General features: G+C 59.5%; 29 protein-coding genes and 3 tRNA genes. 19 read left to right on the forward strand and 13 right to left on the reverse strand.

Annotation, left to right across the window (positions count from 1 at the left end):
* Positions 1 to 19: 19 nt before the first annotated feature.
* On the forward strand, positions 20 to 253 hold the full coding sequence (locus tag JZX88_RS04415) for a hypothetical protein (RefSeq protein WP_174032006.1): 234 nt from the start codon (positions 20 to 22) through the stop codon (positions 251 to 253).
* On the forward strand, positions 222 to 725 hold the full coding sequence (locus JZX88_RS04420; RefSeq protein WP_206912692.1) for a DUF6714 family protein: 504 nt from the start codon (positions 222 to 224) through the stop codon (positions 723 to 725). The genes JZX88_RS04415 and JZX88_RS04420 overlap by 32 nt, the downstream gene beginning before the upstream one ends.
* A 109-nt stretch (positions 726 to 834) precedes the next feature.
* Here the strand turns inward: JZX88_RS04420 and JZX88_RS04425 are convergent, their stop codons facing one another.
* From JZX88_RS04425 to JZX88_RS04435, 3 genes are read right to left on the reverse strand one after another with little or no spacing between them, the layout of a single operon-like run.
* Positions 835 to 2,043 (reverse strand): ABC transporter permease, encoded by a 1,209-nt coding sequence (locus tag JZX88_RS04425; protein WP_065115924.1) that lies wholly within the window; start codon positions 2,041 to 2,043, stop codon positions 835 to 837.
* Positions 2,033 to 2,752: an ABC transporter ATP-binding protein gene (locus JZX88_RS04430; RefSeq protein ID WP_065115923.1), complete on the reverse strand. Its 720-nt coding sequence runs from the start codon at positions 2,750 to 2,752 to the stop codon at positions 2,033 to 2,035. Before JZX88_RS04430 ends, JZX88_RS04425 begins: the two co-directional genes overlap by 11 nt.
* A gap of 13 nt (positions 2,753 to 2,765) precedes the next feature.
* A complete protein-coding gene (locus JZX88_RS04435; protein ID WP_065115922.1) occupies positions 2,766 to 4,064 on the reverse strand; it encodes an efflux RND transporter periplasmic adaptor subunit in 1,299 nt (432 codons plus the stop codon).
* 237 nt (positions 4,065 to 4,301) lie between these two features.
* Between JZX88_RS04435 and JZX88_RS04440 the strand changes: the two genes are divergently transcribed.
* Positions 4,302 to 4,457: a hypothetical protein gene (locus JZX88_RS04440; RefSeq protein ID WP_077767584.1), complete on the forward strand. Its 156-nt coding sequence runs from the start codon at positions 4,302 to 4,304 to the stop codon at positions 4,455 to 4,457.
* A 376-nt stretch (positions 4,458 to 4,833) separates the two neighbouring features.
* On the opposite strand, the gene JZX88_RS04445 is transcribed toward JZX88_RS04440, so the two are convergent.
* Positions 4,834 to 5,496, reverse strand: a complete 663-nt coding sequence (locus JZX88_RS04445; protein ID WP_371741082.1) for a class I SAM-dependent methyltransferase — start codon at positions 5,494 to 5,496, stop codon at positions 4,834 to 4,836.
* Positions 5,497 to 5,641: 145 nt separating this feature from the next.
* Here JZX88_RS04445 and JZX88_RS04450 point away from each other — a divergent pair, with 145 nt between their 5' ends.
* Positions 5,642 to 5,860: a hypothetical protein gene (locus JZX88_RS04450; RefSeq protein ID WP_142840093.1), complete on the forward strand. Its 219-nt coding sequence runs from the start codon at positions 5,642 to 5,644 to the stop codon at positions 5,858 to 5,860.
* A gap of 54 nt (positions 5,861 to 5,914) precedes the next feature.
* On the opposite strand, the gene JZX88_RS04455 is transcribed toward JZX88_RS04450, so the two are convergent.
* Both JZX88_RS04455 and JZX88_RS04460 read right to left on the reverse strand, forming a co-directional pair.
* A tRNA-Arg gene (locus JZX88_RS04455) sits at positions 5,915 to 5,991 on the reverse strand.
* Positions 5,992 to 6,039: 48 nt separating this feature from the next.
* The gene (locus tag JZX88_RS04460) at positions 6,040 to 6,345 is read right to left on the reverse strand and encodes an ETC complex I subunit (RefSeq protein ID WP_110756977.1); all 306 of its coding nucleotides are present in this window, start codon (positions 6,343 to 6,345) and stop codon (positions 6,040 to 6,042) included.
* A 267-nt stretch (positions 6,346 to 6,612) separates the two neighbouring features.
* Between JZX88_RS04460 and JZX88_RS04465 the strand changes: the two genes are divergently transcribed.
* A tRNA-Pro gene (locus JZX88_RS04465) sits at positions 6,613 to 6,689 on the forward strand.
* Positions 6,690 to 6,742: 53 nt separating this feature from the next.
* Here JZX88_RS04465 and JZX88_RS04470 read toward each other — a convergent pair.
* Positions 6,743 to 7,885 (reverse strand): ceramide glucosyltransferase, encoded by a 1,143-nt coding sequence (locus JZX88_RS04470; protein ID WP_206913140.1) that lies wholly within the window; start codon positions 7,883 to 7,885, stop codon positions 6,743 to 6,745.
* 219 nt (positions 7,886 to 8,104) lie between these two features.
* The gene (locus JZX88_RS04475) at positions 8,105 to 8,374 is read right to left on the reverse strand and encodes a DUF982 domain-containing protein (protein ID WP_035242407.1); all 270 of its coding nucleotides are present in this window, start codon (positions 8,372 to 8,374) and stop codon (positions 8,105 to 8,107) included.
* Between the two features lie 213 nt (positions 8,375 to 8,587).
* Between JZX88_RS04475 and JZX88_RS04480 the strand changes: the two genes are divergently transcribed.
* Entirely contained in the window at positions 8,588 to 8,836 is a 249-nt protein-coding gene (locus JZX88_RS04480; protein WP_003522642.1) for a BON domain-containing protein, read from the forward strand.
* Positions 8,837 to 8,895: 59 nt separating this feature from the next.
* On the opposite strand, the gene JZX88_RS04485 is transcribed toward JZX88_RS04480, so the two are convergent.
* Together JZX88_RS04485 and JZX88_RS04490 are read right to left on the reverse strand one after the other, a co-directional pair.
* Positions 8,896 to 9,378 (reverse strand): DUF192 domain-containing protein, encoded by a 483-nt coding sequence (locus tag JZX88_RS04485; protein WP_181423909.1) that lies wholly within the window; start codon positions 9,376 to 9,378, stop codon positions 8,896 to 8,898.
* Positions 9,378 to 9,956: a cold-shock protein gene (locus JZX88_RS04490; protein ID WP_065115918.1), complete on the reverse strand. Its 579-nt coding sequence runs from the start codon at positions 9,954 to 9,956 to the stop codon at positions 9,378 to 9,380. Before JZX88_RS04490 ends, JZX88_RS04485 begins: the two co-directional genes overlap by 1 nt.
* Before the next feature lie 192 nt (positions 9,957 to 10,148).
* Between JZX88_RS04490 and JZX88_RS04495 the strand changes: the two genes are divergently transcribed.
* From JZX88_RS04495 to JZX88_RS04505, 3 genes are all read left to right on the forward strand, one after another.
* On the forward strand, positions 10,149 to 10,589 hold the full coding sequence (locus tag JZX88_RS04495) for a VOC family protein (RefSeq protein WP_110756978.1): 441 nt from the start codon (positions 10,149 to 10,151) through the stop codon (positions 10,587 to 10,589).
* Positions 10,590 to 10,747: 158 nt separating this feature from the next.
* On the forward strand, positions 10,748 to 11,983 hold the full coding sequence (locus JZX88_RS04500) for a YcbK family protein (RefSeq protein WP_206912693.1): 1,236 nt from the start codon (positions 10,748 to 10,750) through the stop codon (positions 11,981 to 11,983).
* A 177-nt stretch (positions 11,984 to 12,160) separates the two neighbouring features.
* On the forward strand, positions 12,161 to 12,904 hold the full coding sequence (locus JZX88_RS04505; protein WP_206912694.1) for a glycosyltransferase family 25 protein: 744 nt from the start codon (positions 12,161 to 12,163) through the stop codon (positions 12,902 to 12,904).
* A 142-nt stretch (positions 12,905 to 13,046) separates the two neighbouring features.
* On the opposite strand, the gene JZX88_RS04510 is transcribed toward JZX88_RS04505, so the two are convergent.
* Positions 13,047 to 13,775 (reverse strand): SDR family oxidoreductase, encoded by a 729-nt coding sequence (locus JZX88_RS04510; RefSeq protein ID WP_206912696.1) that lies wholly within the window; start codon positions 13,773 to 13,775, stop codon positions 13,047 to 13,049.
* A gap of 90 nt (positions 13,776 to 13,865) precedes the next feature.
* On the opposite strand from JZX88_RS04510, the gene JZX88_RS04515 reads away from it, so the two are divergent.
* Complete coding sequence (locus JZX88_RS04515; protein WP_065115912.1) at positions 13,866 to 14,249, forward strand: helix-turn-helix domain-containing protein; 384 nt, start codon at positions 13,866 to 13,868, stop codon at positions 14,247 to 14,249.
* Positions 14,250 to 14,525: 276 nt separating this feature from the next.
* Here the strand turns inward: JZX88_RS04515 and JZX88_RS04520 are convergent.
* A tRNA-Lys gene (locus JZX88_RS04520) sits at positions 14,526 to 14,601 on the reverse strand.
* Positions 14,602 to 14,882: 281 nt separating this feature from the next.
* Between JZX88_RS04520 and JZX88_RS04525 the strand changes: the two genes are divergently transcribed.
* Together JZX88_RS04525 and JZX88_RS04530 are read left to right on the forward strand one after the other, a co-directional pair.
* Complete coding sequence (locus tag JZX88_RS04525; protein WP_206912699.1) at positions 14,883 to 15,629, forward strand: cytochrome c biogenesis CcdA family protein; 747 nt, start codon at positions 14,883 to 14,885, stop codon at positions 15,627 to 15,629.
* A 34-nt stretch (positions 15,630 to 15,663) separates the two neighbouring features.
* The gene (locus tag JZX88_RS04530; RefSeq protein WP_206912700.1) at positions 15,664 to 16,602 is read left to right on the forward strand and encodes an AEC family transporter; all 939 of its coding nucleotides are present in this window, start codon (positions 15,664 to 15,666) and stop codon (positions 16,600 to 16,602) included.
* On the opposite strand, the gene JZX88_RS04535 is transcribed toward JZX88_RS04530, so the two are convergent.
* Complete coding sequence (locus tag JZX88_RS04535) at positions 16,586 to 17,794, reverse strand: UbiH/UbiF family hydroxylase (RefSeq protein WP_206912702.1); 1,209 nt, start codon at positions 17,792 to 17,794, stop codon at positions 16,586 to 16,588. The two genes, JZX88_RS04530 and JZX88_RS04535, sit on opposite strands and share 17 nt — an antisense overlap.
* A gap of 209 nt (positions 17,795 to 18,003) precedes the next feature.
* Between JZX88_RS04535 and pcsA the strand changes: the two genes are divergently transcribed.
* The 7 genes from pcsA to glmU all read left to right on the forward strand — a co-directional run bounded on the left by pcsA (position 18,004) and on the right by glmU (position 26,135).
* Positions 18,004 to 18,729, forward strand: coding sequence for a phosphatidylcholine synthase (gene pcsA / locus JZX88_RS04540; RefSeq protein ID WP_065116232.1), 726 nt, complete (start codon positions 18,004 to 18,006; stop codon positions 18,727 to 18,729).
* A 212-nt stretch (positions 18,730 to 18,941) separates the two neighbouring features.
* Positions 18,942 to 20,501, forward strand: a complete 1,560-nt coding sequence (locus tag JZX88_RS04545; RefSeq protein ID WP_065115909.1) for an ABC transporter ATP-binding protein — start codon at positions 18,942 to 18,944, stop codon at positions 20,499 to 20,501.
* Complete coding sequence (locus JZX88_RS04550; protein ID WP_142859232.1) at positions 20,491 to 21,582, forward strand: ABC transporter permease; 1,092 nt, start codon at positions 20,491 to 20,493, stop codon at positions 21,580 to 21,582. Before JZX88_RS04545 ends, JZX88_RS04550 begins: the two co-directional genes overlap by 11 nt.
* Positions 21,582 to 22,502 carry an ABC transporter permease gene (locus tag JZX88_RS04555; protein ID WP_052819852.1) on the forward strand — a complete coding sequence of 307 codons (921 nt, stop codon included), beginning with the start codon at positions 21,582 to 21,584 and terminating at the stop codon, positions 22,500 to 22,502. Before JZX88_RS04550 ends, JZX88_RS04555 begins: the two co-directional genes overlap by 1 nt.
* A gap of 38 nt (positions 22,503 to 22,540) precedes the next feature.
* Complete coding sequence (locus JZX88_RS04560) at positions 22,541 to 23,614, forward strand: BMP family ABC transporter substrate-binding protein (RefSeq protein ID WP_206912703.1); 1,074 nt, start codon at positions 22,541 to 22,543, stop codon at positions 23,612 to 23,614.
* 213 nt (positions 23,615 to 23,827) lie between these two features.
* Entirely contained in the window at positions 23,828 to 24,565 is a 738-nt protein-coding gene (locus JZX88_RS04565; protein ID WP_065115905.1) for a FadR/GntR family transcriptional regulator, read from the forward strand.
* A 208-nt stretch (positions 24,566 to 24,773) separates the two neighbouring features.
* Positions 24,774 to 26,135 carry a bifunctional UDP-N-acetylglucosamine diphosphorylase/glucosamine-1-phosphate N-acetyltransferase GlmU gene (gene glmU / locus JZX88_RS04570; RefSeq protein ID WP_206912706.1) on the forward strand — a complete coding sequence of 454 codons (1,362 nt, stop codon included), beginning with the start codon at positions 24,774 to 24,776 and terminating at the stop codon, positions 26,133 to 26,135.
* Positions 26,136 to 26,309: the final 174 nt, after the last annotated feature.

Consider the following 26,309-nt stretch of genomic DNA (forward strand, 5'->3'; position numbering starts at 1 on the left):
TGATCGTGGGGTGAACGGGATGGATATCAGCAGCGCCTCGATTGATATCTGGACGATAGGGCTGATCGTCGCCAGCGTCGTGGCCGGCCTGGCGCTGATTGCCGGTATTGTTTGCCTTGCGTTCTACTGGGAGGAGATAAAGGGATCTGCGGCGTCCAAGGGTGACGCGTTGAACAGTCCCCCGCTCGAGCGGACCGAGGGTGGAGACTGGCCGACAGTGCATGGTGACGGGAGTGGGGGAGCACATCATTGAACAGTCAGACGATTTGATGAGGCCGCAACCCGATAATATCGCAAATGCGAAAGCCGCGGTGCGAAAGGCATTCGCGGATGTTACCCTGGGTGGCGGCGTTGGTCTCTCCGAGGCGCAGGCGCTTGACGACTATGCAAGCAATGAGGTTCGCGCCGCATGTCGTGCTGGCGATGAGAAGAATGATTGGGCCGCGATCCCGCTAAAGGACCTCAACAGACATTCCGGCAGCCCCGCCTTCCTTGATGCTGAAGGAATGCGATTTCATTTGCCCGCCTATATGATCGCCGATCTCGATGGCGACTACAGGCACGAATTCGCACCCTATTTGTGCGGATGCCAGGAGACGTTTTCCTTATTGACCCCTTTGCAGCGAAATGCCGTGGAAATGTATCTCCGCGCCATCAGTGAAAAGGAAAACCTGCCGTCCTATCAGGACGATGTGGAGCGCGCGCTCGAAGAATGGGTGGGATAGTGCACATTCCCCGGCGAGCGATTAGAGCGGATCGGGTCAATCCCCCAGGAAGACGTGGAGGTTGCGATTTCTTCTCACAAAAAGCCGGTTGCGGTTTGAACGCCGGCTTTCATTCATGCCGCAATGCTTCGATCGGGCTTAAACTCGCCGCCCGCCGTGCCGGGAAATAGCCGAAAATCACGCCGATGGCCGCCGAAAATGCAAAGGCAAGGAAGATGATCGACGGGCTGGTGACGAAGGGCACGTTGAGGTAACCGACGACGGCATAAGCAAGGCCGAGGCCCGTCAAGATGCCGACAAGACCGCCGAAGGCCGACAGCATGACGGCTTCCACCAGAAACTGCGTCAGCACCTGTTTTTCCAGTGCGCCGATGGCGAGACGAATGCCGATCTCGCGGGTGCGTTCAGTCACCGAAACCAGCATGATGTTCATGATACCGATGCCGCCGACCAGCAGGCTGACGGCGGCGACCGCGCCTAAAAGCCCGGTCAGCAGCGTCGTCGTGCCGGTCATGGCCGAGGCGATCTGTGTCATATCGTTGACGGTAAAATCATCCTCGCGGCCAATGTTGATGCGGCGGCGCTCGCGCAGCAGGTTCTGCAGGTCGCTCTGCACCTTGGCGGTGGAAACGCCATCCTGTGCCGAGACCATGATAGATGAAATGGTGGTGGTGCCGCCGATACGCCGCTGGTGGATTTTCAGCGGCATGATGATCGTGTCGTCCTGATCGTCGCCGAGGCCGGACTGGCCTTTCCTGGCCAGCACACCGATGACGGGACAGGAGATATTGCTGACACGAACCGTCTGTCCCACCGGGTTTTCCGCGCCGAAGAGTTCCTGGCGCACCGTTTCGCCGATGATGCAGCCGATCTGGCCACCGCGATCTTCGGCGGGCTGGAATTCGCGGCCGAGCGCAATGGTCCAGTCCTGCGCGATCAGATAGTCGTTGGTGGTGCCGATGACGCTTGTCTGGTGGTTCTTGCCGCCGAAAATGACTGTGGCGGCGGAACTGCGGTTCTGTGGCGCGACGGCGCGGATGCCGGATATCTGGTTACGGATGGCCTCGACATCGCGGTCATCGAAACGTTTCGCCTCGGTGCTGGCCCTTCCGGGGCCGAACTGGCCGGGGCGAACGAACAGCATGTTGGTGCCGAGCCGCGACAGTTCCGATTTCACCTGTTCGGTCGTGCCGTTGCCGATGGTGACCATGGCAATGACGGCGGCCACACCGATGACGACGCCGAGCACGGTGAGGAAGGAGCGCAGGAGGTTGCGGCTGATGGCGCGCAGCGCAAGACGCGACGTTTCAAAGAACATCCGATGTCTCCTTTTCGTCCGCGGCGCTGTCGGAGGCGAGATGGCCGTCGACAAAGCGCAGCAGGCGTCCCGCGTGGGCGGCGATATCCTCTTCATGGGTGACCATGACCACCGTGATGCCCCTATCGCGGTTCAGTGCGGTGATCAGTTCCATGATCTCGATGCTGGTCTTGGTATCGAGATTGCCGGTCGGCTCGTCGGCCAGAAGCAAAGCGGGGCGGGTGACGATGGCGCGGGCAATGGCCACACGCTGCTGCTGGCCGCCTGAAAGCTCCTGCGTGGTGTGGTCCTCGCGGCCTTTCAGGCCTACCTGCGCCAGCGCCTCCATGGCGCGCTCGCGCCGCTCCGAGGCCTTCATGCCGCGATAGATCAGCGGTAGCTCGACATTTTCCACCGCCGAGGTGCGTGACAGAAGGTTGAAGCCCTGAAACACGAAACCCAGCATATGCCGGCGCAGCAGCGTCAGATGCTCATTGTCGAAGCCGCTGGTCGGCACGCCCTGAAACAGATATTCGCCAGCTGTGGGCACATCCAGACAGCCGATGATGTTCATCGAGGTGGATTTGCCGGAACCGGACGGTCCCATGATGGCGACGAATTCCTTCTCATGAATGGAGAGGCTGACGCCATCGAGCGCGCGGATCGTCGCTTCGCCGCGGCCATATTGCTTGACGACATCGCGGAATTCGATGAGCGGCGGCTGTTGCATGGGTTTTCCTCCGTCAGCCGGCGTTGCGGGCCGTTGCGTCGGTAATCACCTGGTCATCGGCTTTCAACTCGCCCGATTTTACCACGGTATGCTGGCCGTCGGTGGAGCCGGTTTCGATGGCGACGGAGACTGGATTGTTGTTGCGCAGCACCCAGACCGTTCTTTTGCCCGCGGCCGCCTGGCCGGCGTCGCGGTTCTGCGAGCGGCCCATGCGGGGCGGGCGGAACAGGCTCATCAACCCGCCGCCACGGGAGGCGGATTCGCGCGGCGGCGTATAACGAAGCGCCGAATTCGGCACCAGCAGCGTATCCTTGATTTCCTCGACGATGATATTGGCGGTGGCCGTCATGCCGGGGCGCAGCAGCAGTTCTTCATTATCCACCGTCAATATGCCCTTGTAAGTCACTACGTTGGATACGGTTTCGGAGGCGAAACGCACGGTCTCGATCTCGGCCGGGAAACTGCGGTCGGGATAGGCATCGACGTTGAAATTGGCCTTCTGGCCGGTTTCGACCTTGCCGACATCGGCCTCATCCACCGAGACCTGCAATTCCATGTGGCGCAGATCGCCGGCGATGGTGAAGAGGACAGGGGCATTCAGCGAGGAGGCGACGGTGGCGCCGGGATCGACGCTGCGAGTGAGGATGACGCCATCGATGGGCGAGACGATCTTGGCCTTGCCGAGATTGACCTCGGCGAGCCTCAGATCCGCTTCCGCCGAAAGCACGGTCGCCTCGTTGACGTCAAGCGTGGCGGCGGCGGCATCGTGGCTGAACTGTGCCGCATCCAGATCCTGCTGGCTGGAGACCCGGTTCTGCACCAGCGATCTCAGGCGCTCCATGGAGGTTTTCGCCGAACCGAGATCGGCGCGCGCCTTCAGCACGCTGGCCTTGGCGGAGGCGAGCTTGGCGCGCGCACTCTGCACGTCGGCTTCGAGCTTGTTTGTATCCAGCTCCGCCAATACGTCCCCGGCCTTGACCGGGCTATTATAAGTGACGTTGACCTTGCGCACGGTGCCCGACAGTTCGCTCGATATATCGACCTGATCCGTCGGCTGAACCGAGCCGGTGGAGGTGACGATGACCGAGAGATCGCCCTGACGCGCGGCTTCGGTCGTGTAGCTGTAGGCGACACCTGCCGCGCGCGACTGGTAATAATAGCCAAGGCCGCCGCCAATCAGCACGATGGCTGCTGCGGCATAGAGATACCGACGCGACTTTTTCTTGCGGCCGTTTCTGTTCGTTCCCAGAATCTCGCGCAGATCGGGCTGGCTGTTTTTTGAGTCGCTGCCACTCGTATTGGCGTCATTCATTCTCGTCACCCGCAAAATTCAAAATACCACAGAGGGTTGTCACCGCTCTCGGATTTGTCCATCCATCTGTCGTTCTGTATTCCTCTGATTGTGGGAAGTGACATAGCTTGCCTCAAGGGTGAAGTGAAAACTTGGTAATATTTATGATAGTTCTGGTCTGTTAGAGATAAACACCGGAAAGGCCGATGCCACCTTTAGGGCAGAGGTTTCAGCAGCGACATTCAGGACGATGATGAAATGAACGACAACGTGGTGAAGTTCCGCAAACCGGTGCCACCGAAAAAGCCGCGCGAACCGCTGGGGCCGAAAGCGAAGAAGGCGCTGGCGATTGCGGCTGTCATCGTGTTTTTCGTGGCAGTGTGGGGCTACTTCACGCTGATGGGGCAGGGGTAGGCGAGACGGCCGGCGTTGGCGCTCCTGCTTGGGGCGGAATGGACGGCGTAAGTATTCAAGACGGCCAAGACGGGTGTCTCTGGAGACGATTTGGACCTAGGGGTGGCGTCGCTGATTTTGATGACGGCTATTGGCCCATAGCGGTCATGACCTTCATACACGAAGCGGCCATTGCAGGAGGGGTTAGCTCATCTCAGGAGGGGTAGCCGGCTTCCTTTTGCATAACGATTAAGGCAGGCATCGATTACGCAGTACGGCGGTGTCCATACCAAAGCCTCCGCCACTCCTCCCGTCGCCTCCGTCAGGCAGTCGGACTATAGCACGCTAGTCGCTGTGTGGCCCTGAACGGATATCATTTGCAAGAAATTATGTTCGCTCATGCGTAGGCTACCCAGCCGCGGAAACTGATTGCTTGATAAAATTGTGTGATGCTCGTGAAACCTGCTTCCTGCAGATATTCTCGTTCTTCTTCCGGTGACCTTATGAAGGCTTTTCTCATCCCTATCTTCGCTGCGTTACGTCTATCGGCGTCCATCTGTGAAGAAGCGCCAAATTTGACATGCCGTTCGATCCAGGTTGAGTAAGCTGGTTCGCTCAATGGGAAACTGACGTGAGCTAGAACGAACGGCGAGCCCGGTCGTAGACGCTGGCGAATGCCATCAAGCGTGACCTTCCTATCCTCGGGCGAGATATGGTGGAAAACGAGCAGACATACTGCACCATCGAAAGGCCCAGCGGGTGCAACAGAGATGTTGCCATTGTGAAGAGCTATGCGCTCACTAAGGTTTCCAATCGTTTTTTGTGCCAATGTAAGCATGTCCGATGACGGATCGACACCATCAAATTTCCAACCTGACTGCTGTTCAGACAGTGCTTTTAGTTCAAGGCCACCACCCGCACCGACCACGAGCACTCGCCCGTCCTGGGGCACCCGTTCGGCCAAAAGCAGTCCTGCCATGCGATGAAGTCCATCGAGCCCTGGAACGTTGCGTCTAGCTCCTTCGATATAATCAGCCTGCCTTCCATCAAATGTACCCACAGCGACAACTCCTTTTTTGCGTCTATCGTAACAACATAAGTTACGTAATACGCCGGTGCAATACCTCATATCAGGACAGCGAGCACCGCGGCGACAGCTATGGTACAATACCGCTCAATCAAAACGGCCAAGGGAGATGGAATGTATGAAAGGTTTTCGCGACAGTGTGCTTTTTCCGATCACCCTCCTGATCAGCGGCGTGGTCGTGTTTTTTCTCTTCCTCTACGTGACAGGCCACGACCCGGATGAGCGACCCTTGACGCTTGCCGAGTGGGTTATCGGCGGCATGCTGATCGGACCGGGTTTCGGCTATCTCGTGAAATGGAGAAACATGAAGAATAGCCGCGATACTAACGCAGACTGATCGCGCGCTGCGATCTGACCCAAACCAGTCATTCATGGATAATGTGAGAAGCGGTGGCGACCCCTGCAGGACTCGAACCTGCGACCTACTGCTTAGAAGGCAGTTGCTCTATCCAGTTGAGCTAAGGGGCCGTCATGCCGGGCAATCGATACTCCGGCAAAAACTTTGATCGTCGTGTTTCAGTGCGTCCAGGGCTGTGTGCGGTTGAAACGGAAATTATCCGTGTAGGAAACCACCTTGCGGGTCGTTTCTTTCGGCTGGATGACGCGGTATTCAATGCCCTTGCGCTGCGCATAGGCTTCGGCCTGTTCCTGCGTCTCGAATGTCAGCTTGACCTGCTGCTTCATGTCGGAGCTGGAGGTGTAGCCCATGATCGGATCGATCTTGCGCGGAACCTCGGCGTCGAATTCCAGAACCCAGACATTGGTCTTCGCCTTGCCGGATTGCATGGCGGTTTTTGCAGGGCGGTAAATCTTCGCAGACATGTCGAAACTGCTCCGGTTGGGCGGCGGGGCATGACGCCCCGGATTATTCTTCACGTACCTGAATAGAATAACCAAATCGTGTCAGGAACGCTGAATTTGAAATGGACCGACTTCATGTGAGAGTCAAGACGATTATCCCGCGCTGTCCTTTGCAGCCGCAGCCGCCGCCGGCGGCAGATTTCGTCGATGAGGGCCGAGGCTGAACAAAGATGAATTTCCCTGTTGCGGACTTCAGGTGAACCGTGTATTCCCCAGCCATCGCCTCGGCGGAGTGTAGCGCAGTCTGGTAGCGCATCTGGTTTGGGACCAGAGGGTCGGGAGTTCGAATCTCTCCACTCCGACCATTTTAAAGCAAAGAATCAGCTTTCCGGCGTAACCCCTTCAAAGAATTTTCCGTTCAGTCTGCAGAAGGTCCAGCCAATGTGCTCTCTGCCGTGCCGATCGTCATGACATTGCCACGCCAGGCCACCGCGCTGCCGATCCAGCTGCGGGCCCAGACGACGGGCATGATCATATCCCGGGCGATCATGGCGGGCAGCGTATAAAGGGACAGCGGCCAGCGGTTGAGGGCGACGAGCGCCAGCTCCGGGACATACATGATGGCGAGGACGGCAAAGGCGGTTGGGGCAAGGTCCACGTCCATCATGGCAGCGGCGGCGAGTGCGAAGAGAAGCGGGGGAAGCGCGCCGGTGAGGATTTCCGGTGCGAAATATTGCGGGAAGGTCACGCGTCTCAGCCGTGCCCAGCGGGTCTGGCGCGACCAGATTTCGCCGGCGTGGCGATGGCCGAGGGGCTGCTCGAAAGGGGCGGAAACCAGATGCACCTTGCGGCCGGCATTTCTGATCAGTTTCGTCGAGGCGGCGTCCTCGGCAATTTCAGCGGCGAGTGCACGGATGCCGCCGTGATCTTCCAGAAACGGCTTGTTCCACAACATCGACTTGCCCTGAGCGAAACCCATGCCGATCGCTTCCGCCGCATATTGCCAGCGGCCCTGCGAGCCGTTGAGGAAGGCGCATTCCACATGCGCCCAGAAGCCTGCCGGCCGCGAACCGAGCGGCGGTGAGCAGACCAGCCCGCTATCTGGCCGCCAGGCCGACATCATGGTCGCTATATAGGATTTCGGCATCAGCACGTTCGAATCGGCGAGGATGACCCATTCGTGCCGGGCCGCGCGCCAGCCCTTGACGCAATTGTTCAGCTTGGGATTGGCGCTGATGCGGTCGTCGCCGATAAGAATCTGCGCCGCGATTGCCGGGAAGGCGGCGCTCGCCCGGCGCACCTCGTCAATCACCGGATCGAATTCATCGGCGACGCAGAACAGCAATTCGTAATCCGGCCAGTCGAGCTCGAAGGCACGCGACAGCGTCAGCGGGGTGAAGCTTTCCACCCCACGCAGGGGCACGACGATGGAGACCGGCGGTTTTAGCCGCGCAAGCATGTTGTCCGCGTCGCGCCGTGTTAGCCGCCATGCGGCCAGCAGGACGCCGAGAAGATTGAAGGCAAGGAGCAGGATCGCGCAAAGGGCAAAGACAGTTTCCATGCTGGCCAGTTCCACTCCCTAGCTTCCGGCGGTCTGTCCGCCTACCGATTCCATGGAATTCGTTCCTGCCGATTATAACGTTTAGGTGACAGTTACATGTCATCATCCACGGATGGGCAGCGAGCGTGCTGTGGCAAATGGCGCTTCGGCATCTGGCTGCCGGCAAAAGAAAAGCCCTTCTCAGGGAAGGGCCCAATCCGTCACCACGGGCAATGAACTTTAGTGGATGTTCAGAATATGCGCGTGACTGCTTGCGACGAGAAACGATTCCCGGGCTTTTTCGATATCGCATTTGCCGGCGATGGCATCGAGGCAGTTTCTGCGCGCTTCTTCATATTCCGGCCCGTGTTCTTCCGGCCAGCGGTACATCAGCATGTCGAGTGCGACCAGCGGGCTGTAGATCTCCACGGCCACGCACAGCGGCAGGTGGATCGCCACCGGCTTCATCCACGAGGCGTGGTGACACGGCTCCGTTCTGTTGATCAGCATGTCATTCTCCTCCCTGTTTCACGCGCCTTCATGGCGGTTTTTACTCTCATGCGCGAAATGCCCGCCTCACGAAATGGTTCCCGATCACCTAAAATGTGATCGATCGGGGGGTTCCAATTTTGCAAGATGAATGGAAGATGAACAAACAGATGAACCGGAGATGAACAAAACCGCCTGTCAGGCGTTGTTGTGTCCATAAGAAGGAGAACGCATATGTTCAATTTGTCAGGCATTCAGGAAAGCTTCTTCGGAGACCGCATGGCCGGCGTTTGCCAGGCGATCACCTCGGCCCTGGCCTTTGAATCGGGTCTCGAAAAGTCGCGTATTTCCGCAACCGTTGAAAATGATGTGATCTATCTGGAAGGTACGGCCGATTCGGTCGAGGCGATCGACATTGCCATCAATCTTGCCGCTTCCATTTCCAACTGCCGGATTTTGAGCCACATCGAGCCGGTCTACTGAACATTGCGACAGCCGGACGGGCTTCGTCCGGCTCGTTCAGATACAACAACGCGGCAATGTCACTTCCGGTTGCCGATCTGCGCACTGCGGACCATATCGCCCGGCTTGATGCCATAACGTTTTGCAGCGCCGCCATTCAGTTCAAGCACGAATTTTACCGGACCGCGGGAGCTGATGATCGCTTCCGAATGCGGAACCGCATTCTCATGGATATGGGTGATGCGTCCGTCGCGTGCGATGAACAGCATGTCGAGCGGGATGAGGGTGTTGCGCATCCACATGGCCACATCCCGCGCCTCACCGAAATCGAACAGCATCCCATTTTCCGGCGGCATGGACTTGCGGAACATCAGGCCCTGTTCGCGCTGGGCATTGTCGAGCGCCAGTTCGGCAACGAAGTCGTGGGTTTTACCGGAAGCGGTTTCGACCGTCAGCGGTTCGGACGAGAATGTCTGCCGTTCCTGAGACTGGGCGGTGCCGGCGAGGGTGAAAAAAAGAAGCGCCATGACGGCGCTTTTCACCATGGCACGCAGGGCGGCCATCAATGCGACATCCCGATGGAAGCGGGGTTGTCGGGATGGATTTCCGCGGCCATCAGGCCCTTGTCGCCATCACCATAACGCACCAGCACCACCTGGCCGGGACGAAGCTCCGTCAGGCCGAAACGGCGCAGCGTTTCCATATGCACGAAAATATCTTCCGTTCCTTCGCCGCGCGTCAGGAAGCCGAAACCCTTGGTACGGTTGAACCACTTGACGATGGCGCGCTCCAGCCCGCTGGACGGCGTCACCTGCACATGGGTGCGCACCGGCGGCAGCTGCGAAGGGTGAACGGCGGTCGACTGGTCCATGGACAGGATGCGGAAAGCCTGGAAGCCGCGGTCGCGCCGCTGGATGAGGGCGACGATGCGCGTACCTTCGAGGATAGTCTGGTATCCGTCACGGCGCAGGCAGGAGACGTGCAGCAGCACATCCTGCGTGCCGTTGTCAGGCACGATGAAGCCGAAACCCTTGGCGACGTCGAACCACTTCACGACGCCGGTGATTTCGGTCAGGTCCACGGCATCGCCCGAAAGGTCCTCGAGATCGACTATCGTCTTCGATGACATCCTATCAGCCATATCCTGCCAACCCCTCGATTACGCGCCATACATCGGTCAACTGATTCCTGTGCGCCAGATTAACATCTTGGTAACGGTTCGACGCAAGCCCTAGTTTTTGATTTGCGCAGCTGCTTTTATGTCGCGGTCCTTGTCCGGGGCTTGCCATCTGGCGTTTAGTGCCCCCGGACCCGTGTATTGGAGAGGAAGAAAATGCGGTATCTGCACACGATGGTTCGCGTCAAAGACCTTGGCGAATCACTGAAATTCTATTGCGACCTGCTGGGTCTTACGGAAATACGCCGAATCGAAAACGAAAAAGGCCGATTCACTCTGGTTTTTCTTGCCGCGCGCGACGACATTGCTGCGGCGAAGGAAAAAAAGGCGCCGAGCCTCGAACTCACCTATAACTGGGATACCGAGGATTACACCGGCGGCCGCAATTTCGGCCATCTGGCTTACGAAGTCGACAATATCTACGACTTCTGCGCCAGGCTTCAGCAGAATGGCATCGTGATCAACCGGCCGCCGCGCGACGGGCACATGGCCTTCGTCCGTTCACCGGACGGTATTTCCTTCGAGATTCTGCAGAAGGGCGAAAGCCTCGCACCAGCCGAACCGTGGATATCTATGCAGAATAGCGGTTCTTGGTAAGGGATTTTCCCGGCCAGCAGCGGCGTTTTCGGGCGCTCTTGCCTTGTCCCGACGGGATGAGGCATAGTCCGCGAATCGAAACGGTCCGTCCCGTTTGGGGAAAGCACACGATTCCGTTCCCGTGCTGCTGTTGGAAATGCAAGATACGGAGGCCATCCATGAAAACTGTCGAGGGCGCGAAAGGACGCGTTTCCTGTCAGCGTCTTGTCGTTGCGGTTTCGCTGCTCGGACTTGCCGGCTGCGTTTCGGCGGTGACGGATGACGAGATGGCGACCAATGCCAAGAAGCCGGAAATTACGGCACAGCAGAAGCCGCAGACGGCCGCGGCGGCCGTCGCCGCACCTGCGGCCGGCGCTCAGCCGGGGCATTATGTCGACCCTGCCGTGGCGTCCGCCTCCGGTGGGGCCATGCCGGCCCAGCAGCAGACACCGGGCGGCCCGGCGCAGGTATATGGCGCTGCGGCCGATATTGGCGGCCTGACGACGCAACCGACGGCAATTTCCGCCGGTACCTCCAGCATCTATTCCACCGCCCGTGCGGCAGTGCCTTCCGCAGCGGCAGATGCCGCCGCTGCCGGCGCCACGCCGTCGCAGAAAATCGTTCCCGCCGTCAGCAGCGTTTATTCGGCGCCGGCGCAGCTCCAGCCAGCATCCGCACCGGTTGCGGCGGCGGTGGCGGAACAGCACAGTGAGAACCGCGAGCCCGTTCCGGTCCCCGCGCCGCAGCAGCTTGCGGCCGCTGCTGCTCAACCTGCCGCAAACACGGTGTCCGGGGGCGAAAAACAGGAAGGCGAGGGCACTGGCGTAACGCTTGCGGCATTTTTCGCCGGAGCCGCCAAGAAGCGGCTTCCGAAAATGATCGAAAACGGCGCTGCCGTGAATACCGAGGTGGCGGCGCTGCCCGGCGCGGCGGACAGGACGATGGGCATTGCGCTTTCCGGCCGCTCGATGATGTCGGACGAATTTGATGACGCCCATCTCGATGACGAGGATAACGAGCCGACCGGCCTTATGAAGCTGGCCTCGCTTTCCGGTCTGACCCGCGTTGCCCCGAACGGGCTTCTCCTGCAGACGGACCGTGTCGAAGTGGGTTGTTTCAAGCCCGACCTGATCCGGATGATCAAGGATGTCGAGCGTCACTATAACAGCCCCGCGATCGTCACCTCGGGCTATCGCCCGCCCAAGCGCGTAAGGCAGGGTTCCAAGCACTATACCTGCGATGCCGCCGACATCCAGATCAAGGGTGTCTCCAAATGGGAGCTTGCCACCTATCTGCGCTCCCTGCCTGACCGTGGTGGCGTCGGCACCTATTGCCACACCGAATCGGTCCACATGGACACGGGTGAACCGAGAGACTGGAACTGGCGCTGCCGCCGCACCGCAGCCCGCAAATAATCTCCCGCCGCGTGCTGTGAGCGATCAAACCGGGGCGTTCCAAAGCTTGGGCCGCCCGCCCGGAAATCCATTCACGCAGAGCTGATGGAGCCGCGTCTTTCGGGTGTCCGAATGGACGGCGCTTGCACCTTGCTGTAGGAGACGGTTTCCCGTCTTCACGTGCATGGTGTTTTGCGAATGCTGCCGATCCCGACTTTCCCCATCTACATCATTTCCATTGCCCGGGCGCGGGCAAGGCTTGAAAAGATGCTGGATGGCGCCGCCGGTCTCGGGCTGGATCTGCGCCCGGTGGAGGGCGTCGACGGCAAGGCTGTTGCGCCCGCCGACTGGACGGATTTCGACCGGCGCGGTTTCGAGTTGCGCAATGGCCGCCATGCGCTTGCCGGTGAATATGGATGCTATGCCAGCCATATAAAGGCGCTGGAGATATTCCTTGCCACCGATGCGCCGGTGGCGGTGATCGTTGAAGACGACGTTGCCTTCACGCCGGAATTTTCCGAGCGGGTCAGGGCCATGGTTGCGGTGATGCCGGAAAATGCGATCGTGAAATTGACCAACCACCGCCGCAGCGGTTTCAAGGGCCGGAAAACCAGCGCGCTTGGCGATACGCTCGGCCGCTGCATCTACGGTCCGCAGGGATCATCGGCCTGCTACATCATTTCGCGTGGCGGAGCGGAGCAGTTTCTCAAAGCGGCAAGGGTGATGACGCTGCCTTTCGACCGCGCTCTGGATTGCGGCTGGGGTTACGGCACGGAAGTCTATGTCACCGACAGGGATTTCCTGCCGTTCGGCGACCCGGACACGCTGATCGGCACGCGGGCCGAATATCGCGGCAGCAAGTTCGCCCGTTTCAAACGGATTCCGGCCTATCTTTCGAGCTTTTACGACAATATCGCGCGGTATGTTTATGCCTATCGCTAGGGGCGGGGTGTTCCTGCGCCTTCCCCGGTTTTGTTGTGGCTCCTGATCGCAGTATTGCCCGACCAGCATGATGGTGAATAGCAGAGCCCTTTTGAAAAAGGGGTAGCGGTGATACCGCTGCCCCTTTCAATGATGATATTGCTCAATGCGCGGCATGTTCGGCAGGCAGGATCGACTCGGCACGGGAGCGCCCGGTTGCAAGCGACCAGATTTCCTCGGCAAGCACGTCGGGATTGATGGTAGCGAAGCGCGGGTCATCGACTGGCAGGCCATTGGCCGCTGCTACACGAAGGCCCGTGGAGTTGTCGATCATCGCACCAATGTGGAGCATTCCGGCGAATACGCCGTGCCCCTTGATCTCCTCGTGAAGACCCAGAATGTAGTTGCGCGTGGCGGCAAATGCGGGACCTGGGCCGCTCATCCCCGGCATTGGCGTCACGGCCGAAAGACCATCCGCGACGATGATCGCTCCATCGCCGCGAGCGAGCATCCCCGGCAGCACGGCCCGAACAACCTCAACCGGAGCCAGGGTCAGAATGTTGACGAGTTCCTTGAGTGAAGCTGCTGTCAGGTCGACCGCTGGAAGCATGCGGAAGTTGCCGAGAGGCGCAAAGATTGCGGTGTGGATAGGACCTGACTTCTGTTCAATCTCGCGGGTCAGGGCCGGGATTGCATCAATCTCATTGAGGTCGGCTGGGAAGGCCGTGGCATCCACACCCTGCGCCGATAGCTCGGCTATCCTTTGGCCGAGTGATTGGGCATTGCGGGCGACAAGGGCGACGCGGAATCCAGCCTTGCCGTAACGTCTTGCGACGGACGCGCCAAGCCCGGTCCCTGCTCCGAAGATTGCAATTGTTTTCCTGTCAGTCATGACATCTCCTATGATGGTATGTTTTCGTGACTAGATATGTCTGTTAGACTGGCAAAAGCACAAGAACGCATAATTTTAGGGCCTGGTCACATGGATTTACCCACCCCACCGCAACAACCGGGAACGAGCGCGGATTGCCGCCCCATCAGCCAGATGCTTGGCCGCATCGGTGACAAGTGGACCATCATGACGATTACAATGCTGCTCGACGGCCCAAAACGGTTCAATGAGCTGCGCAGGGCTATCGGGGGCATCAGCCAGCAAATGCTGACGAGAACGCTCCGCGCCCTGGAGAATGACGGCCTCGTTTCGAGAAGGGTCTACCCCACGATCCCCCCGCAGGTGGAATACAGCTTGACCACCCTTGGTAAGTCTCTCGCCGAACCTCTCACGCAGCTTACCGCGTGGGTTCTGCAGAATATCGCCGAGGTTGAGCGCAACCGTTCGAAGGCGGCCGACAGCTCGGTGGATTAGCGCGCTTTGGACGGTTGCGTACAGGAATGCTGCGTGCAGGCTGCTTTGGGCTGAATACGATTGCTGGGCAGGCGCTACGCGACGGGACAATTCCACGACAAGAGCTTGCCGATCTGCCTCTGCTTATGGCCGTTGACAATTGCGCTGAGCGTGGCGGTCAGATAACCGCCGGAATTTGCCGCCCCGGTTGTCGCTAGGCGAAATCATTTCATCTCTCAGGCTGCGGAGGATGATTCCTGCTTACTTCAGCGGGCAACGGTAAGTGCTTGATTTTATTGGTGAGAGCGCAGGGATTCGAACCCTGGACCTACTGATTAAAAGTCAGTTGCTCTACCGGCTGAGCTACGCTCTCCCGTGTCGGGGCTGATTTGCCCTTCGGAAGTGCGCGGAACATATGTAGAGCGATCCGTTCGGTCAACCCAAAAAAAGCGCTTTCTACAATCAATCCGGTTTTTTTTGTCGCACCCCCGAAAAGGTGATTGGAGAGAGGGGGCAGCTGGGGATAAAACCGGCTTCAGACATGTCGGCCAGACGGGTGAAATCCTTTTGCAGCAATGACATGCATGAAAATGAAGCGTGAAGTGCCGGCGAATCTTCAAAATCGTGGTCGCTTTGCGGGATGCGGAGTTCCTCTTGTCGATTGCCGATATTTCCCTGTTCAGCGCGCTTCTGGCCGGCGCTCTTTCGTTTCTGTCGCCCTGTGTGCTGCCGCTGGTGCCGCCTTATCTCTGTTATATGGCGGGTGTCTCGGTCGAGCAGTTCAAGACGGAGGAGACCGCGCCGCGGCCGGAGATCCGCAGGGCCGTGATGTTTTCGGCTTTCTTCTTCACGCTCGGTTTCGCCACCGTTTTCGTGGCGCTTGGGGCCGGGGCCTCGACGATCGGCACGCTTTTGCGCCAGAATCTCGATATTCTCGCCAAGATCGGCGGTTTCATCATTATCCTCATGGGTCTGAATTTCCTCGGCGTCTTCCGTATTGGCCTGTTTTCGCGCGAGGCGCGGTTCCAGGGGGCGGGCAAGCCGGCCACGCTTTCCGGGGCCTATGTCATGGGTCTCGCCTTCGCTTTCGGCTGGACGCCCTGCATCGGCCCGGTTCTGGGGGCGATCCTCGGTGTTGCCGCTTCGCGGGATACGGTTGGTGACGGTGCGGTGCTGCTTGCGGTCTATTCGCTGGGCCTTGCCGTGCCGTTCTGGATCGCGGCGGCGTTTTCCGGTTCCTTCATGCGTTTCCTCGTCCGTTTCCGCCGCCATCTCGGTCTCGTGGAGAAGCTGCTTGGCATATTGCTGGTGCTCACCGGTCTCGCTTTCATGTCCGGTTTTATCACCAATGTGGCGATCTGGTTCCAGGAGACCTTTCCGATCCTGATGAAAATCGGCTAAGCCTCCCGCTGGAGTTGCTTGCGGGGGAAACATAGTGACGGGTATCGTCGGACTGCTGTTGCCGTTTTTCGGCCTGATCTTCATCGGTTATGGCGCAGCGCGCATAACGAAGCAGCCGGTCGAGGCGATGGGCTGGTTGAATACCTTCATCATCTATGCCGCGCTGCCGGCCCTGTTTTTCAAGCTTGTTTCAAAGACGCCGGTGGAAGAGCTGGCGCGCATGGATTTCGTCGCCGCCAGCCTTGCCTGCACCTATGGCATTTTTCTGCTGGTGTTCCTGATCGGCCGGTTTATCCGCAAGAACAGCCTCGCCGAAACCACGATCCAGAGTTTCGCGGCAAGTTACGGCAATATCGGTTACATGGGGCCGGGGCTTGCGCTTCTGGCGCTTGGCGAAAAGGCGGCGGTGCCGGTGGCGCTGATCGTCTGCCTTGAAAACGCCGCGCACTTCATCGTCGCGCCGGCGATGATGGCGGTGGCGGGCGGCGACAAACGCTCCCCGCCAAGGCTTGCGCTGGATGTGGCGCGCAAGGTCATCACCCATCCCTTCATCGTGTCCGTCATCGCCGGATTTCTGGCCGCCTCATTATCCTGGCAACCGCCGGAGGCGGTGCAGCGGCTGGTGGATTATCTGGCGCAATCGGCGGCACCCTGCGCGCTGTTTGCCATGGGCGTGACGTTGGCGCTCAGGCCCATGAAACGGGTGCCGGTGGAAATCAGCTATATCGTGCCGGCAAAGCTGATCCTGCATCCGCTCGCCGCTTATCTTGTGCTCTCGGCGCTCGGGCGGTTCGAGCCGGTGTGGATCTATTCCGCCGTGCTGCTCGCCGCGCTGCCGACCGCGACGAATGTCTTCGTCATCGGCCAGCAATATCATGTCTGGCAGGAGCGGGCTTCGGCAACGATCCTGATCTCGACGGTGCTGTCGGTCTTCACGCTGACGGGCGTGGTGTATTTCATCCAGCCTTTTTGAAGCTGCCGAACAGCAGCGAGGGCAGGGCCTTCAGCCCGCGGCCCGGCTCGATGCCTTCGCGCATGACCATGCTTCTGAGCGTGCCGATGCCGGAGAGCACATGCAGGCCGGCGGCACGCGCCATCTGCACCGGTAAAAAATCGGAAAGCAGCGAGCGGTTCAGGAGATCGACGCTGAGTGTGCGGCTATAGACATCCGCCCGCCGCCTGCGGTCGAAGCTGCTGCCGGCGTCCGCCGCGATCGGCCGGTCGGAGACGGCGCCCAGCAGTTCCGTCAGCACGATGATGTCGCGCAGGCTGAGGTTCAGTCCCTGCGCGCCGATGGGCGGGAAACCATGCGCGGCTTCGCCGATCAGGGCCACGCGGCCCTTGCCGAAGCGGTGCGCCGTCATGGAAGACAGCGGCCATGCCTGTACGCTGTCTTCGACGGTAACCGCGCCGAGCATGGATTGCATGCGTTCCTCGACCTTCAGGCTCAGCGCTTCCAGCGGCAAGGCCGTCAGCTCCTTGGCCTGCTCCGGCGTGACGACCCAGACGAGGCTGGAGCGGTTGCCGGGCAGGGGAACCTGGGTGAAGGGCCCGGTGGGGGTGTGGAATTCCGTCGAGACATTGCCATGCGGCCTGCCGTGGCCAAAGTTCAGGACAATGGCGGTCTGCGGGTATGACCAGGATTTGACGCCGATACCGGCCGCGTCCCGCACCATCGATTTCCTGCCATCCGCGCCGATCAGAAAATCGGCCGATAGCGTTTCGCCATTCGCCAGCGTCACCGTTATGCGATCATTACCGATGTCGATCGTTTCGGCGAAAGTGTCGAGACGGGTAATATTGTGTTCCTGCTCGACTGCTTCTGAGAGAACACCGAGCAGTGCCTCATTGGGAATATTCCAGCCGAAAGCATCAAGCCCGATTTCGGAGGAGCGGAACTGCACCGTCGGCGCGCGCAACAGCCGGTCGGTGCCGTCGATGATCTGCATGGTGGAAAGACGGGCGGCCGACGGTGCGATGCGTGACCACAGGCCGAGACGGTCCATGAAGCGGATCGACTGGTCCATGAGTGCGGTGGTGCGCTGGTCCTTCTTTTCGCTGGACGGTGCGACGAGCGCCACATGGCGGCCGGCCCGCGCCAGCGCGATGGCGGCAATCTGGCCCGCAAGTCCCGCACCGGTGATGGCGATATCGAAGTGTCTCATGGTCCTGATCCGTTGTTATTTCCAGAGCATCATAAAGGCTTTGCGCAGGTAAATCCACTTGGACGCCGGAACATCCGGCCACATACATTCGTTGGTTGCGCCACTATATTAGTCTTAGGATAAGCGGATTGAGCCGGTTGCAAAGCGTGGTGAATGGCCGCATACCGGAATGAACAGGGCGGATGAAAAGCGGGGCGCAGACGCTGACCATGAAAATCTTCAACTACAAGCGTGTTCCCTACGCGGAAATTCGCGCCTTTTCCGTTCATATTTTGACTGCGTCGGGATCGTTCCTGGCTTTTCTCGGCGTCGTTGCCGCTTCCGAACACCGCTTCGTCGACATGTTCTGGTGGCTCGGGCTTGCGCTTCTGGTGGATGGCATCGATGGACCCATCGCCCGCAAGGTGCGGGTGAAGGAAGTGCTGCCCAACTGGTCCGGCGATACGCTCGACAATATCATCGACTATGTCACCTATGTGCTGCTGCCCGCCTTTGCGCTTTATCAAAAGGGCATGATCGGCGAGCCGTTATCCTTCGTGGCGGCCGGCATGATCGTGGTGTCGAGCGCCATCTATTATGCCGACATGGGGATGAAGACGGATGAATATTTCTTCTCCGGCTTTCCGGTGGTGTGGAACATGGTGGTGTTTACCCTGTTCGTCATGGATGCGAGCGCGACCACGGCCATGACCGTCGTCACCATCTCGGTGTTCCTGACATTCCTGCCGATCAACTTCCTGCATCCGGTGCGGGTGAAGCGATTGCGACCGCTCAATCTCGCTGTCGTGTTCATCTGGTGCGCGCTTGGCGGTTATTCGCTGCTGATGCATTTCGAAACGCCGACATGGGCGGTGGTCGCATTCGTGGCGAGCGGCATCTATCTTTATTGCATCGGTGGAATATTGCAGTTTTTCCCCTCGCTCGGTGCGAAATAGGAAAAAGGTAAAGCCGTTTATTGCTTGTGCAAATTGCATTTAAGCAGCTTCTTTTTCAGTTGTGCGCAGCAGCAAAACCGTTATCAATAAGTTCTGATCGCGTGTCATTGCATACTTTTTGATGCGGGATTGGGAACAATGACCGCGACCGTTTGAAACGCCTCGAAGAAGGCATGGGCGGTTGGTGAAAGAGGGAACTCGTGACTGGAACTTTGGCGCCGGAGGCCGTGCCTCTCCTGTCCGTTCGCAAGCTGACCAAGCTGTTCGGTAATTTCGCCGCCTGCAACGGCATCGATCTCGATATTGCCCCTGGCGAAATCCATGCGCTTCTGGGGGAAAACGGCGCTGGCAAATCCACGCTCGTCAAGATGCTGTTCGGCGTTCTCGCACCGACCGAGGGCGATATTGTCTGGCAGGGCCAGCCGGTTTCGGTGGGCTCGCCAAGCGAGGCCCGCAGGCTCGGTATCGGCATGGTGTTCCAGCATTTTTCCCTGTTCGAGGCGCTGACGGTTGCTGAAAACATCGCCCTGTCGCTCGATCCGAAAATTTCATTGAAGGAAATCGCCGGGCAAGCGGAGACGCTCTCCCGTGCCTATGGCCTGCCGCTCGACCCCAACGCGCATGTGGCCGATCTTTCGGTCGGCGAGCGCCAGCGCATCGAAATCGTCCGCGCTTTGTTGCAGAACCCACGCCTCATCATTCTCGACGAGCCGACCTCGGTGCTGACACCGCAGGAGGCTGACAAACTGTTCGAGACGCTGGAGAAGCTGAAGGCCGAAGGGCGTTCGGTGCTTTATATCAGCCATCGTCTGGAAGAGGTGCAGCGCATCTGTGATCGCGCCACCGTCCTACGTCACGGCAAGGTGACGGGTGCGTGCGATCCGCGCAAGGAAACGCCGGCGTCCCTGGCGCGCATGATGGTCGGCAGCGATGTCGCAAGCGTTTCGCGGGCAACGGGGGAAGCGCTCGGCGCGCCGCAGATCGAGGTCATGGCGCTTTCGGTTGCGCCGCGCACGCCTTTTGCCGTGGCGTTGAAATCGATTTCAATGAATGTGCGTGCCGGTGAAGTGCTGGCGATTGCCGGTGTGGCCGGCAACGGGCAGGGCGAACTGTTCGATGCACTTTCGGGCGAATATCCCGTCTATAATAATGACGCCATCCATCTGCGGGGCAAGCCGGTCGGCCGCATCGGCATCAATGGCCGGCGGCTGATGGGTGCCGGTTTCGTGCCGGAGGAGCGCCACGGTCACGCTGCGGTTCCCGGCATGAGCCTTTCCGACAATCTGCTGCTGGCGCGGGCACGTTCCGACCGCAAGGCGTTTCTGACCGGCGGATTCCTGCGTATCATCCGCGGCTCGGCCATCAGGGCGGCAGCGCGGCGCATTTCGGAAACCATGGATGTGCGCAAGAGCGGTGCCGATCCGCTGGCGGGCTCGCTTTCCGGCGGCAACTTGCAGAAGTTCATCGTCGGGCGCGAGCTTGACCGTCAGCCGGCGGTGCTGGTGGTCAATCAGCCGACCTGGGGCGTGGATGCAGGGGCGGCCAGCCGTATCCGCCAGGCGCTGGTCGATCTTGCCAAGGCTGGCTCGGCCGTCATCGTCATCAGCCAGGATCTCGATGAAATCTTCGAGGTCGCCACCAATATCGCGGTCATTTCCGACGGCAAGCTCTCCGATGCCCATCCGGTGGAGGAGATGACGCTTGAAAAGATCGGCCTTTTGATGGGCGGCATTCACACGTCACATTCGGGAGCCGCCCAGCATGCGCATTGAGCTTGAAAAACGCGCAGGGGTCTCGAAGCTCTTCACCCTGCTTTCGCCGCTTCTGGCGCTGGTGCTGACGCTGCTCGTCGGCGCTGTCATGTTCGCCATGCTCGGCAAAAATCCGGCCCATGCGCTTTACGCTTTTTTCGTCGAGCCGTTGCTGGAGGTCTGGTCGCTGCATGAGCTGGCGATCAAGGCTGCGCCGCTGATCCTGATCGGCGTCGGCCTGTCGATCTGTTATCGCTCCAATAACTGGAATATCGGCGCGGAAGGGCAATTCACCATCGGCGCGATTACCGGTTCCATCCTGCCGGTGCTTTATCCGGACTGGCATTCGCCGCTCATCCTCCCGCTGATGATGGTGATGGGCGCTGTCGGCGGTGCGCTTTATGCCGGTATTCCGGCGCTGTTGAAAACGAAGTTCAATACCAATGAAATCCTCGTCAGCCTGATGCTGGTCTACGTCGCGCAGCTTTTCCTCGACTGGCTGACGCGCGGCATCTGGCGCGATCCCGGCGGCTACAATTTCCCGCAGACCAAGCCCTTCAACGACAGCGCGGTTTTGCCGGAAATGCTGGCCTCGGGCCGGGCGCATTGGGGTTTCGTATTCGCCATTGTCGCAGCCATCGCGCTGTGGTTCATGATGCGCTACATGCTCAAGGGCTTTGAAGTTACCGTACTTGGCCAGTCGGCGCGGGCAGGGCGCTTTGCCGGTTTTTCCTCCAGCCGCATGGTGTGGTTTTCTTTGCTGCTATCGGGCGCGCTGGCCGGGCTTGCGGGCATTTCGGAAGCTTCCGGTTCCATCGGCCATCTGCAGCCCAGCATTTCGCCGGGTTATGGTTTCACCGCCATCATCGTCGCCTTTCTCGGCCGCCTCAATCCGCTTGGCATCATCCTTTCCGGGCTGGTGCTGGCGCTGACCTATCTCGGTGGCGAGGCGGCGCAGCTTTCGATCGGCGTCTCCGACAAGGTGACACGGGTATTTCAGGGGCTGATGCTGTTCTTCGTATTGTCCTGCGATACGCTGATCTTCTATCGCATCCGGGTGGTCTTTGCCGGCAGGACACATCGTAAAGAAGGAGCGGCATGATGGATATGCTTCAGGCCATTCTTCTCACCGTCATCACCGCTGCCACGCCACTTGTCATTGCCGCTTCGGGCGAGCTTGTGGCGGAACGTTCAGGCGTGCTCAATCTCGGCGTTGAGGGCATGATGATCATGGGCGCGGTCTGCGCCTTCGCCGCGACGCATATGACGGGTTCGCCCTATCTTGGCATTCTGGCCGGCATTGCTTCGGGCGCGGTGTTTTCGCTGCTGTTCGGCTTCCTGACGCTGACGCTTGTCACCAACCAGGTGGCGACGGGTCTTGCGCTCACCATTCTCGGCCTCGGCGTCTCCGGCATGCTGGGCGAGAGTTTCGTCGGCCTGCCTGGTATCAAGCTGCAGCCGATCGTCTTTCCTGTCTTGTCGGAGATTCCGTTTTTTGGTCCGCTGCTGTTCCGGCAGGACCTCATCTTCTACATGTCCATCGCGCTGGTGTTCGGCATCAGCTGGTTCCTGTTCAAAAGCCGCACGGGTCTGAAAATCCGCGCCATCGGTGACAATCACGCTTCGGCCCATGCGCTTGGCATCAATGTCATCCGCACACGGTATCTGGCGGTCATGTTCGGTGGCGCCTGCGCCGGCCTTGCGGGCGCACAGCTGTCGCTGGTCTATACGCCGCAATGGGTGGAAAACATGTCGGCCGGGCGTGGCTGGATTGCGCTGGCGCTCGTTGTCTTCGCCTCCTGGCGTCCGTGGCGCCTGCTGGCGGGCGGTTATCTGTTCGGCGCCGTCACCATCGGCCAGTTGCATGCGCAGGCCTTCGGCATCGGCGTGCCGTCGCAGCTGCTTTCGGCGATGCCTTATCTCGCAACTATTGTCGTGCTGGTCATCATCTCGCATAATCGCCGCACGACCTTGATCAACACACCGGCATCTTTGGGCAAATCCTTCGTGCCGGACAGGTGAAGAAGAATCCTCAAGTCTCCAAACCAACAGGGGTAAAAATGAAAAAACTGGTCATCGCACTTGCCGCTTCCGTCGCGGCGCTCGGCGGCGTCGTTTCCTCGGCGGAAGCCGCCGACGCCAAGAAGGTCTGCTTCATCTATGTCGGCAGCCGCACCGATGGCGGCTGGACACAGGCGCATGAAATCGGTCGCGAAGAGCTGCAGAAGCACTTCGGCGACAAGATCGAAACGCCGTTCCTCGAAAGCGTTCCGGAAGGCCCGGATGCCGAACGCGCCATCGAGCGCATGGCCCGCTCGGGCTGTGAGCTGGTGTTCACCACCTCCTTCGGCTTCATGGACGCCACCATCAAGGTTGCCCAGAAGTTCCCCAAGGTGAAGTTCGAGCACGCCACGGGCTTCAAGACCGCTGAAAACGTCGCGACCTACAATTCGCGCTTCTATGAAGGCCGTTACATTCAGGGCCAGATCGCCGCGAAGATGTCCAAGAAGGGTCTCGCCGGTTACATCGCCTCCTTCCCGATCCCGGAAGTGGTGATGGGCATCGACGCCTTCGTGCTCGGCGCACAGTCGGTCAACCCGGACTTCAAGCTCAAGGTCGTCTGGGCCAATACCTGGTTCGACCCCGGCAAGGAAGCCGATGCCGCCAAGGCGCTAATCGACCAGGGCGTCGATATCCTGACGCAGCACACCGACACGACGGCACCGATGCAGGTTGCAGCTGAGCGTGGCATCAAGGCCTTCGGTCAGGCTTCCGACATGATCGCGGCCGGTCCGCAGACGCAGCTCACCGCCATCAAGGACACCTGGGGCGCCTATTACATCAAGCGCACGCAGGCGCTTCTCGAGGGCACCTGGAAGTCCGAATCCGTCTGGGACGGCCTCAAGGACGGCATCCTGACCATGGCGCCCTACACCAACATGCCTGACGACGTGAAGAAGATGGCCGAGGACACCGAAGCCAAGATCAAGTCGGGCGAGCTGCATCCCTTCACCGGCCCGGTGAAGAAGCAGGACGGCTCGGAATGGCTGAAGGCTGGCGAAAAGGCTGAGGACAAGGTTCTGCTCGGCCTTAACTTCTACGTTGCCGGCGTGGACGACAAGCTGCCGCAATAATGCGGATTATCCATCGCTACTGAAGCAAGGCCGCACATGTGTCATGTGCGGCCTTGCTTATTTTCATGCGTTTTACCGCGTGGATGCAGTTTGCCTTTGCTTTTCACGCGACTTGATGTTTTTCACTATAATCTGACTTGAGATACACACGTCTGGCGCGATTTTTTTCAAGATCGCCAACCGAACGGAAGGACATGGCACTTGCAGCGCGGAATGCTCGATGCGGCGATTGGTTTTCGAAAGCTGCGGACAAATCATGCACAGGTCGTTCACAAGCTCGGTCTCGATATCGTCTCCGGCACTTTCAAGACGGGTGAGATATTGCCTGGTGATGCCGAGCTGATGGAGCGGCTGAAAGTATCGCGCACGGTGCTGCGCGAGGCGATGAAGACGCTGACCGCCAAGGGCATGATTTCCCCCAAGGCGCGCATCGGCACAAGGGTGACGGAGCGCGAAAGCTGGAACATGTTCGACAGCGAGGTGCTGCTGTGGCACTTCGAGGCGGGTGTCAGCGACGAATTCCTGCTGCATCTCTATGATATCCGTCAGGCTTTTGAGCCCTATGGCGCGGGGCTTGCCGCCATCAGGGCAAAGGATGCCGATATTGCAAGGCTTGCCGCCTACGCCAACGAGATGGGCAATACGGCCTATTCCAAGGAAAAGCGGGCGCTCGCGGATATGAATTTCCACGTTCTCATCACCGAAATGTCCGGCAATCCGTTCATGCGCACCGTTGGTTCGCTGATAAAGGCGGCGCTGGCGGGCATTTTCCGGATGAGCAATCCTGAAGCCGATCCCGCCGAGATTTCCGATGTTTCCGCCTCCCATCTGAGGCTCGTCGAAGCGTTTCGCCTGCGCGACGAGGCTGCGGCCCGGCGTGAAATGGAGCGGCTGATTGAAAATGGCCGTCAGCAGATATTGCAATTCACCGCCCGCAATCCTCGCCGATAGATCACGTCATCCGGCCGCCGATCACGTTTGATGAAAATCGGTGCGGAATTTTGGTTCGGATTTGCATGGTTTCTTAAGCGGGCCGCCATTATAGCAATGCCGGAACGCAATTACCGAAGCGCCTGTCTGTTCAACCGGCTGGCGTAAAGTCAAACATATGCCGCTGTCCCGGCTGCCCTGCGGCCGGTAACGGGGTATTGGAGGTCTTATGGAGCGCAGCTCTCTAGCCGTTATTCTCGCTGCGGGCGACAGCACGCGCATGAAGTCATCAAAGTCCAAGGTGCTGCACGCGGTCGCCGGGCGTCCGATGATTGCGCATGTGGTGGAGGCGGTGGCTGGATCGGGAGTCGGCTCGGTTGCACTCGTCGTCGGGCGCGATGCCGACAATGTCGCTGCGGCCGCAAGCCTGCCGGGCCTTCAGGTCGAGGCTTTTCTGCAGAAGGAACGCAAGGGCACCGGCCATGCCGTTCTCGCCGCCCGCGCAGCCATCGAACGCGGCTTTGACGATCTCATCGTCGCTTATGGCGATGTGCCGCTCATCAGCTCCGCCACGCTTGACCGGGCGCGGGAAGCCATTGCCGCCGGCGCCGATGTCGCCGTGATCGGTTTCCATACCGAGCGCCCCACCGGTTATGGCCGGTTGCTGGTCGAGAATGGTGAGCTGGTGGCGATCCGCGAGGAAAAGGACGCCACCGACGAAGAGCGCAAGGTGACCTGGTGCAACAGCGGTCTGATGGCGATTAACGGCCGCAGCGCGCTGGACCTGCTCGACCGGATCGGCAATGCCAATGTAAAGGGCGAATATTATCTGACCGACATCGTCGAGATCGCCCGTTCGCTCGGCCGTCGCGCCGTTGCCATCGATGCGCCGGAAACCGAGCTGGTCGGCTGCAACAACCGTGCCGAACTGGCTTTTATCGAGAAGTTGTGGCAGGAGCGCCGCCGTTACGAACTGATGGTCGATGGCGTATCGATGATCGCGCCCGAGACGGTGTTCCTTTCCTACGATACAAAGATCGGGCAGGACGCCCTGATCGAACCCAATGTCGTTTTTGGTCCCGGTGTGGCGATCGAGTCCGGCGCCGTCATCCATGCCTTTTCGCATCTGGAAGGGGCGCATGTCGCCGGAGGTGCCACTGTCGGCCCCTATGCGCGGCTGCGTCCGGGCGCGAACCTGCATGCCAATGCCAAGGTCGGCAATTTCTGCGAGGTCAAGAAGGCCGAGATCGGCGAGGGCGCCAAGGTCAACCATCTGACCTATATCGGTGATGCCTTCATCGGCGCCGGCAGCAATATCGGTGCTGGCACCATCACCTGCAATTATGACGGTTACAACAAGGCTGAAACGCGGATTGGTGCGAACAGCTTCATTGGCTCGAATTCGTCGCTGGTTGCGCCCGTGACGATTGGCGAAAGCGCCTATATCGCTTCCGGCAGCGTGATCACCGATGACGTGCCCGATGATGCGCTGGCTTTCGGGCGGGCGCGCCAGGAGGTGAAACCGGGCCGGGCGACCGTGGTGCGTGAGCGGGCGAAGGCGCTGAAGGAAGCCAAGAAAAAATCGTCCTGAGAGACGTTACCAAACGATACTGAAAGTGACCGGCGGCACAATTGCCGATTTCCGGGAAACGGATAAAGCATTTCCGGTAAAGCTGTGCAGCGGTTTTACATCAGGAAGGGCTTGAGAACAAAAAGGTGGAGTATTTTCGCATTTCAGGGAAAGGCGGAAATACTCTGATAGTTT

The organism is Agrobacterium sp. OT33 (assembly GCF_017313365.1).
Classification (GTDB): domain Bacteria; phylum Pseudomonadota; class Alphaproteobacteria; order Rhizobiales; family Rhizobiaceae; genus Agrobacterium; species Agrobacterium rhizogenes_A.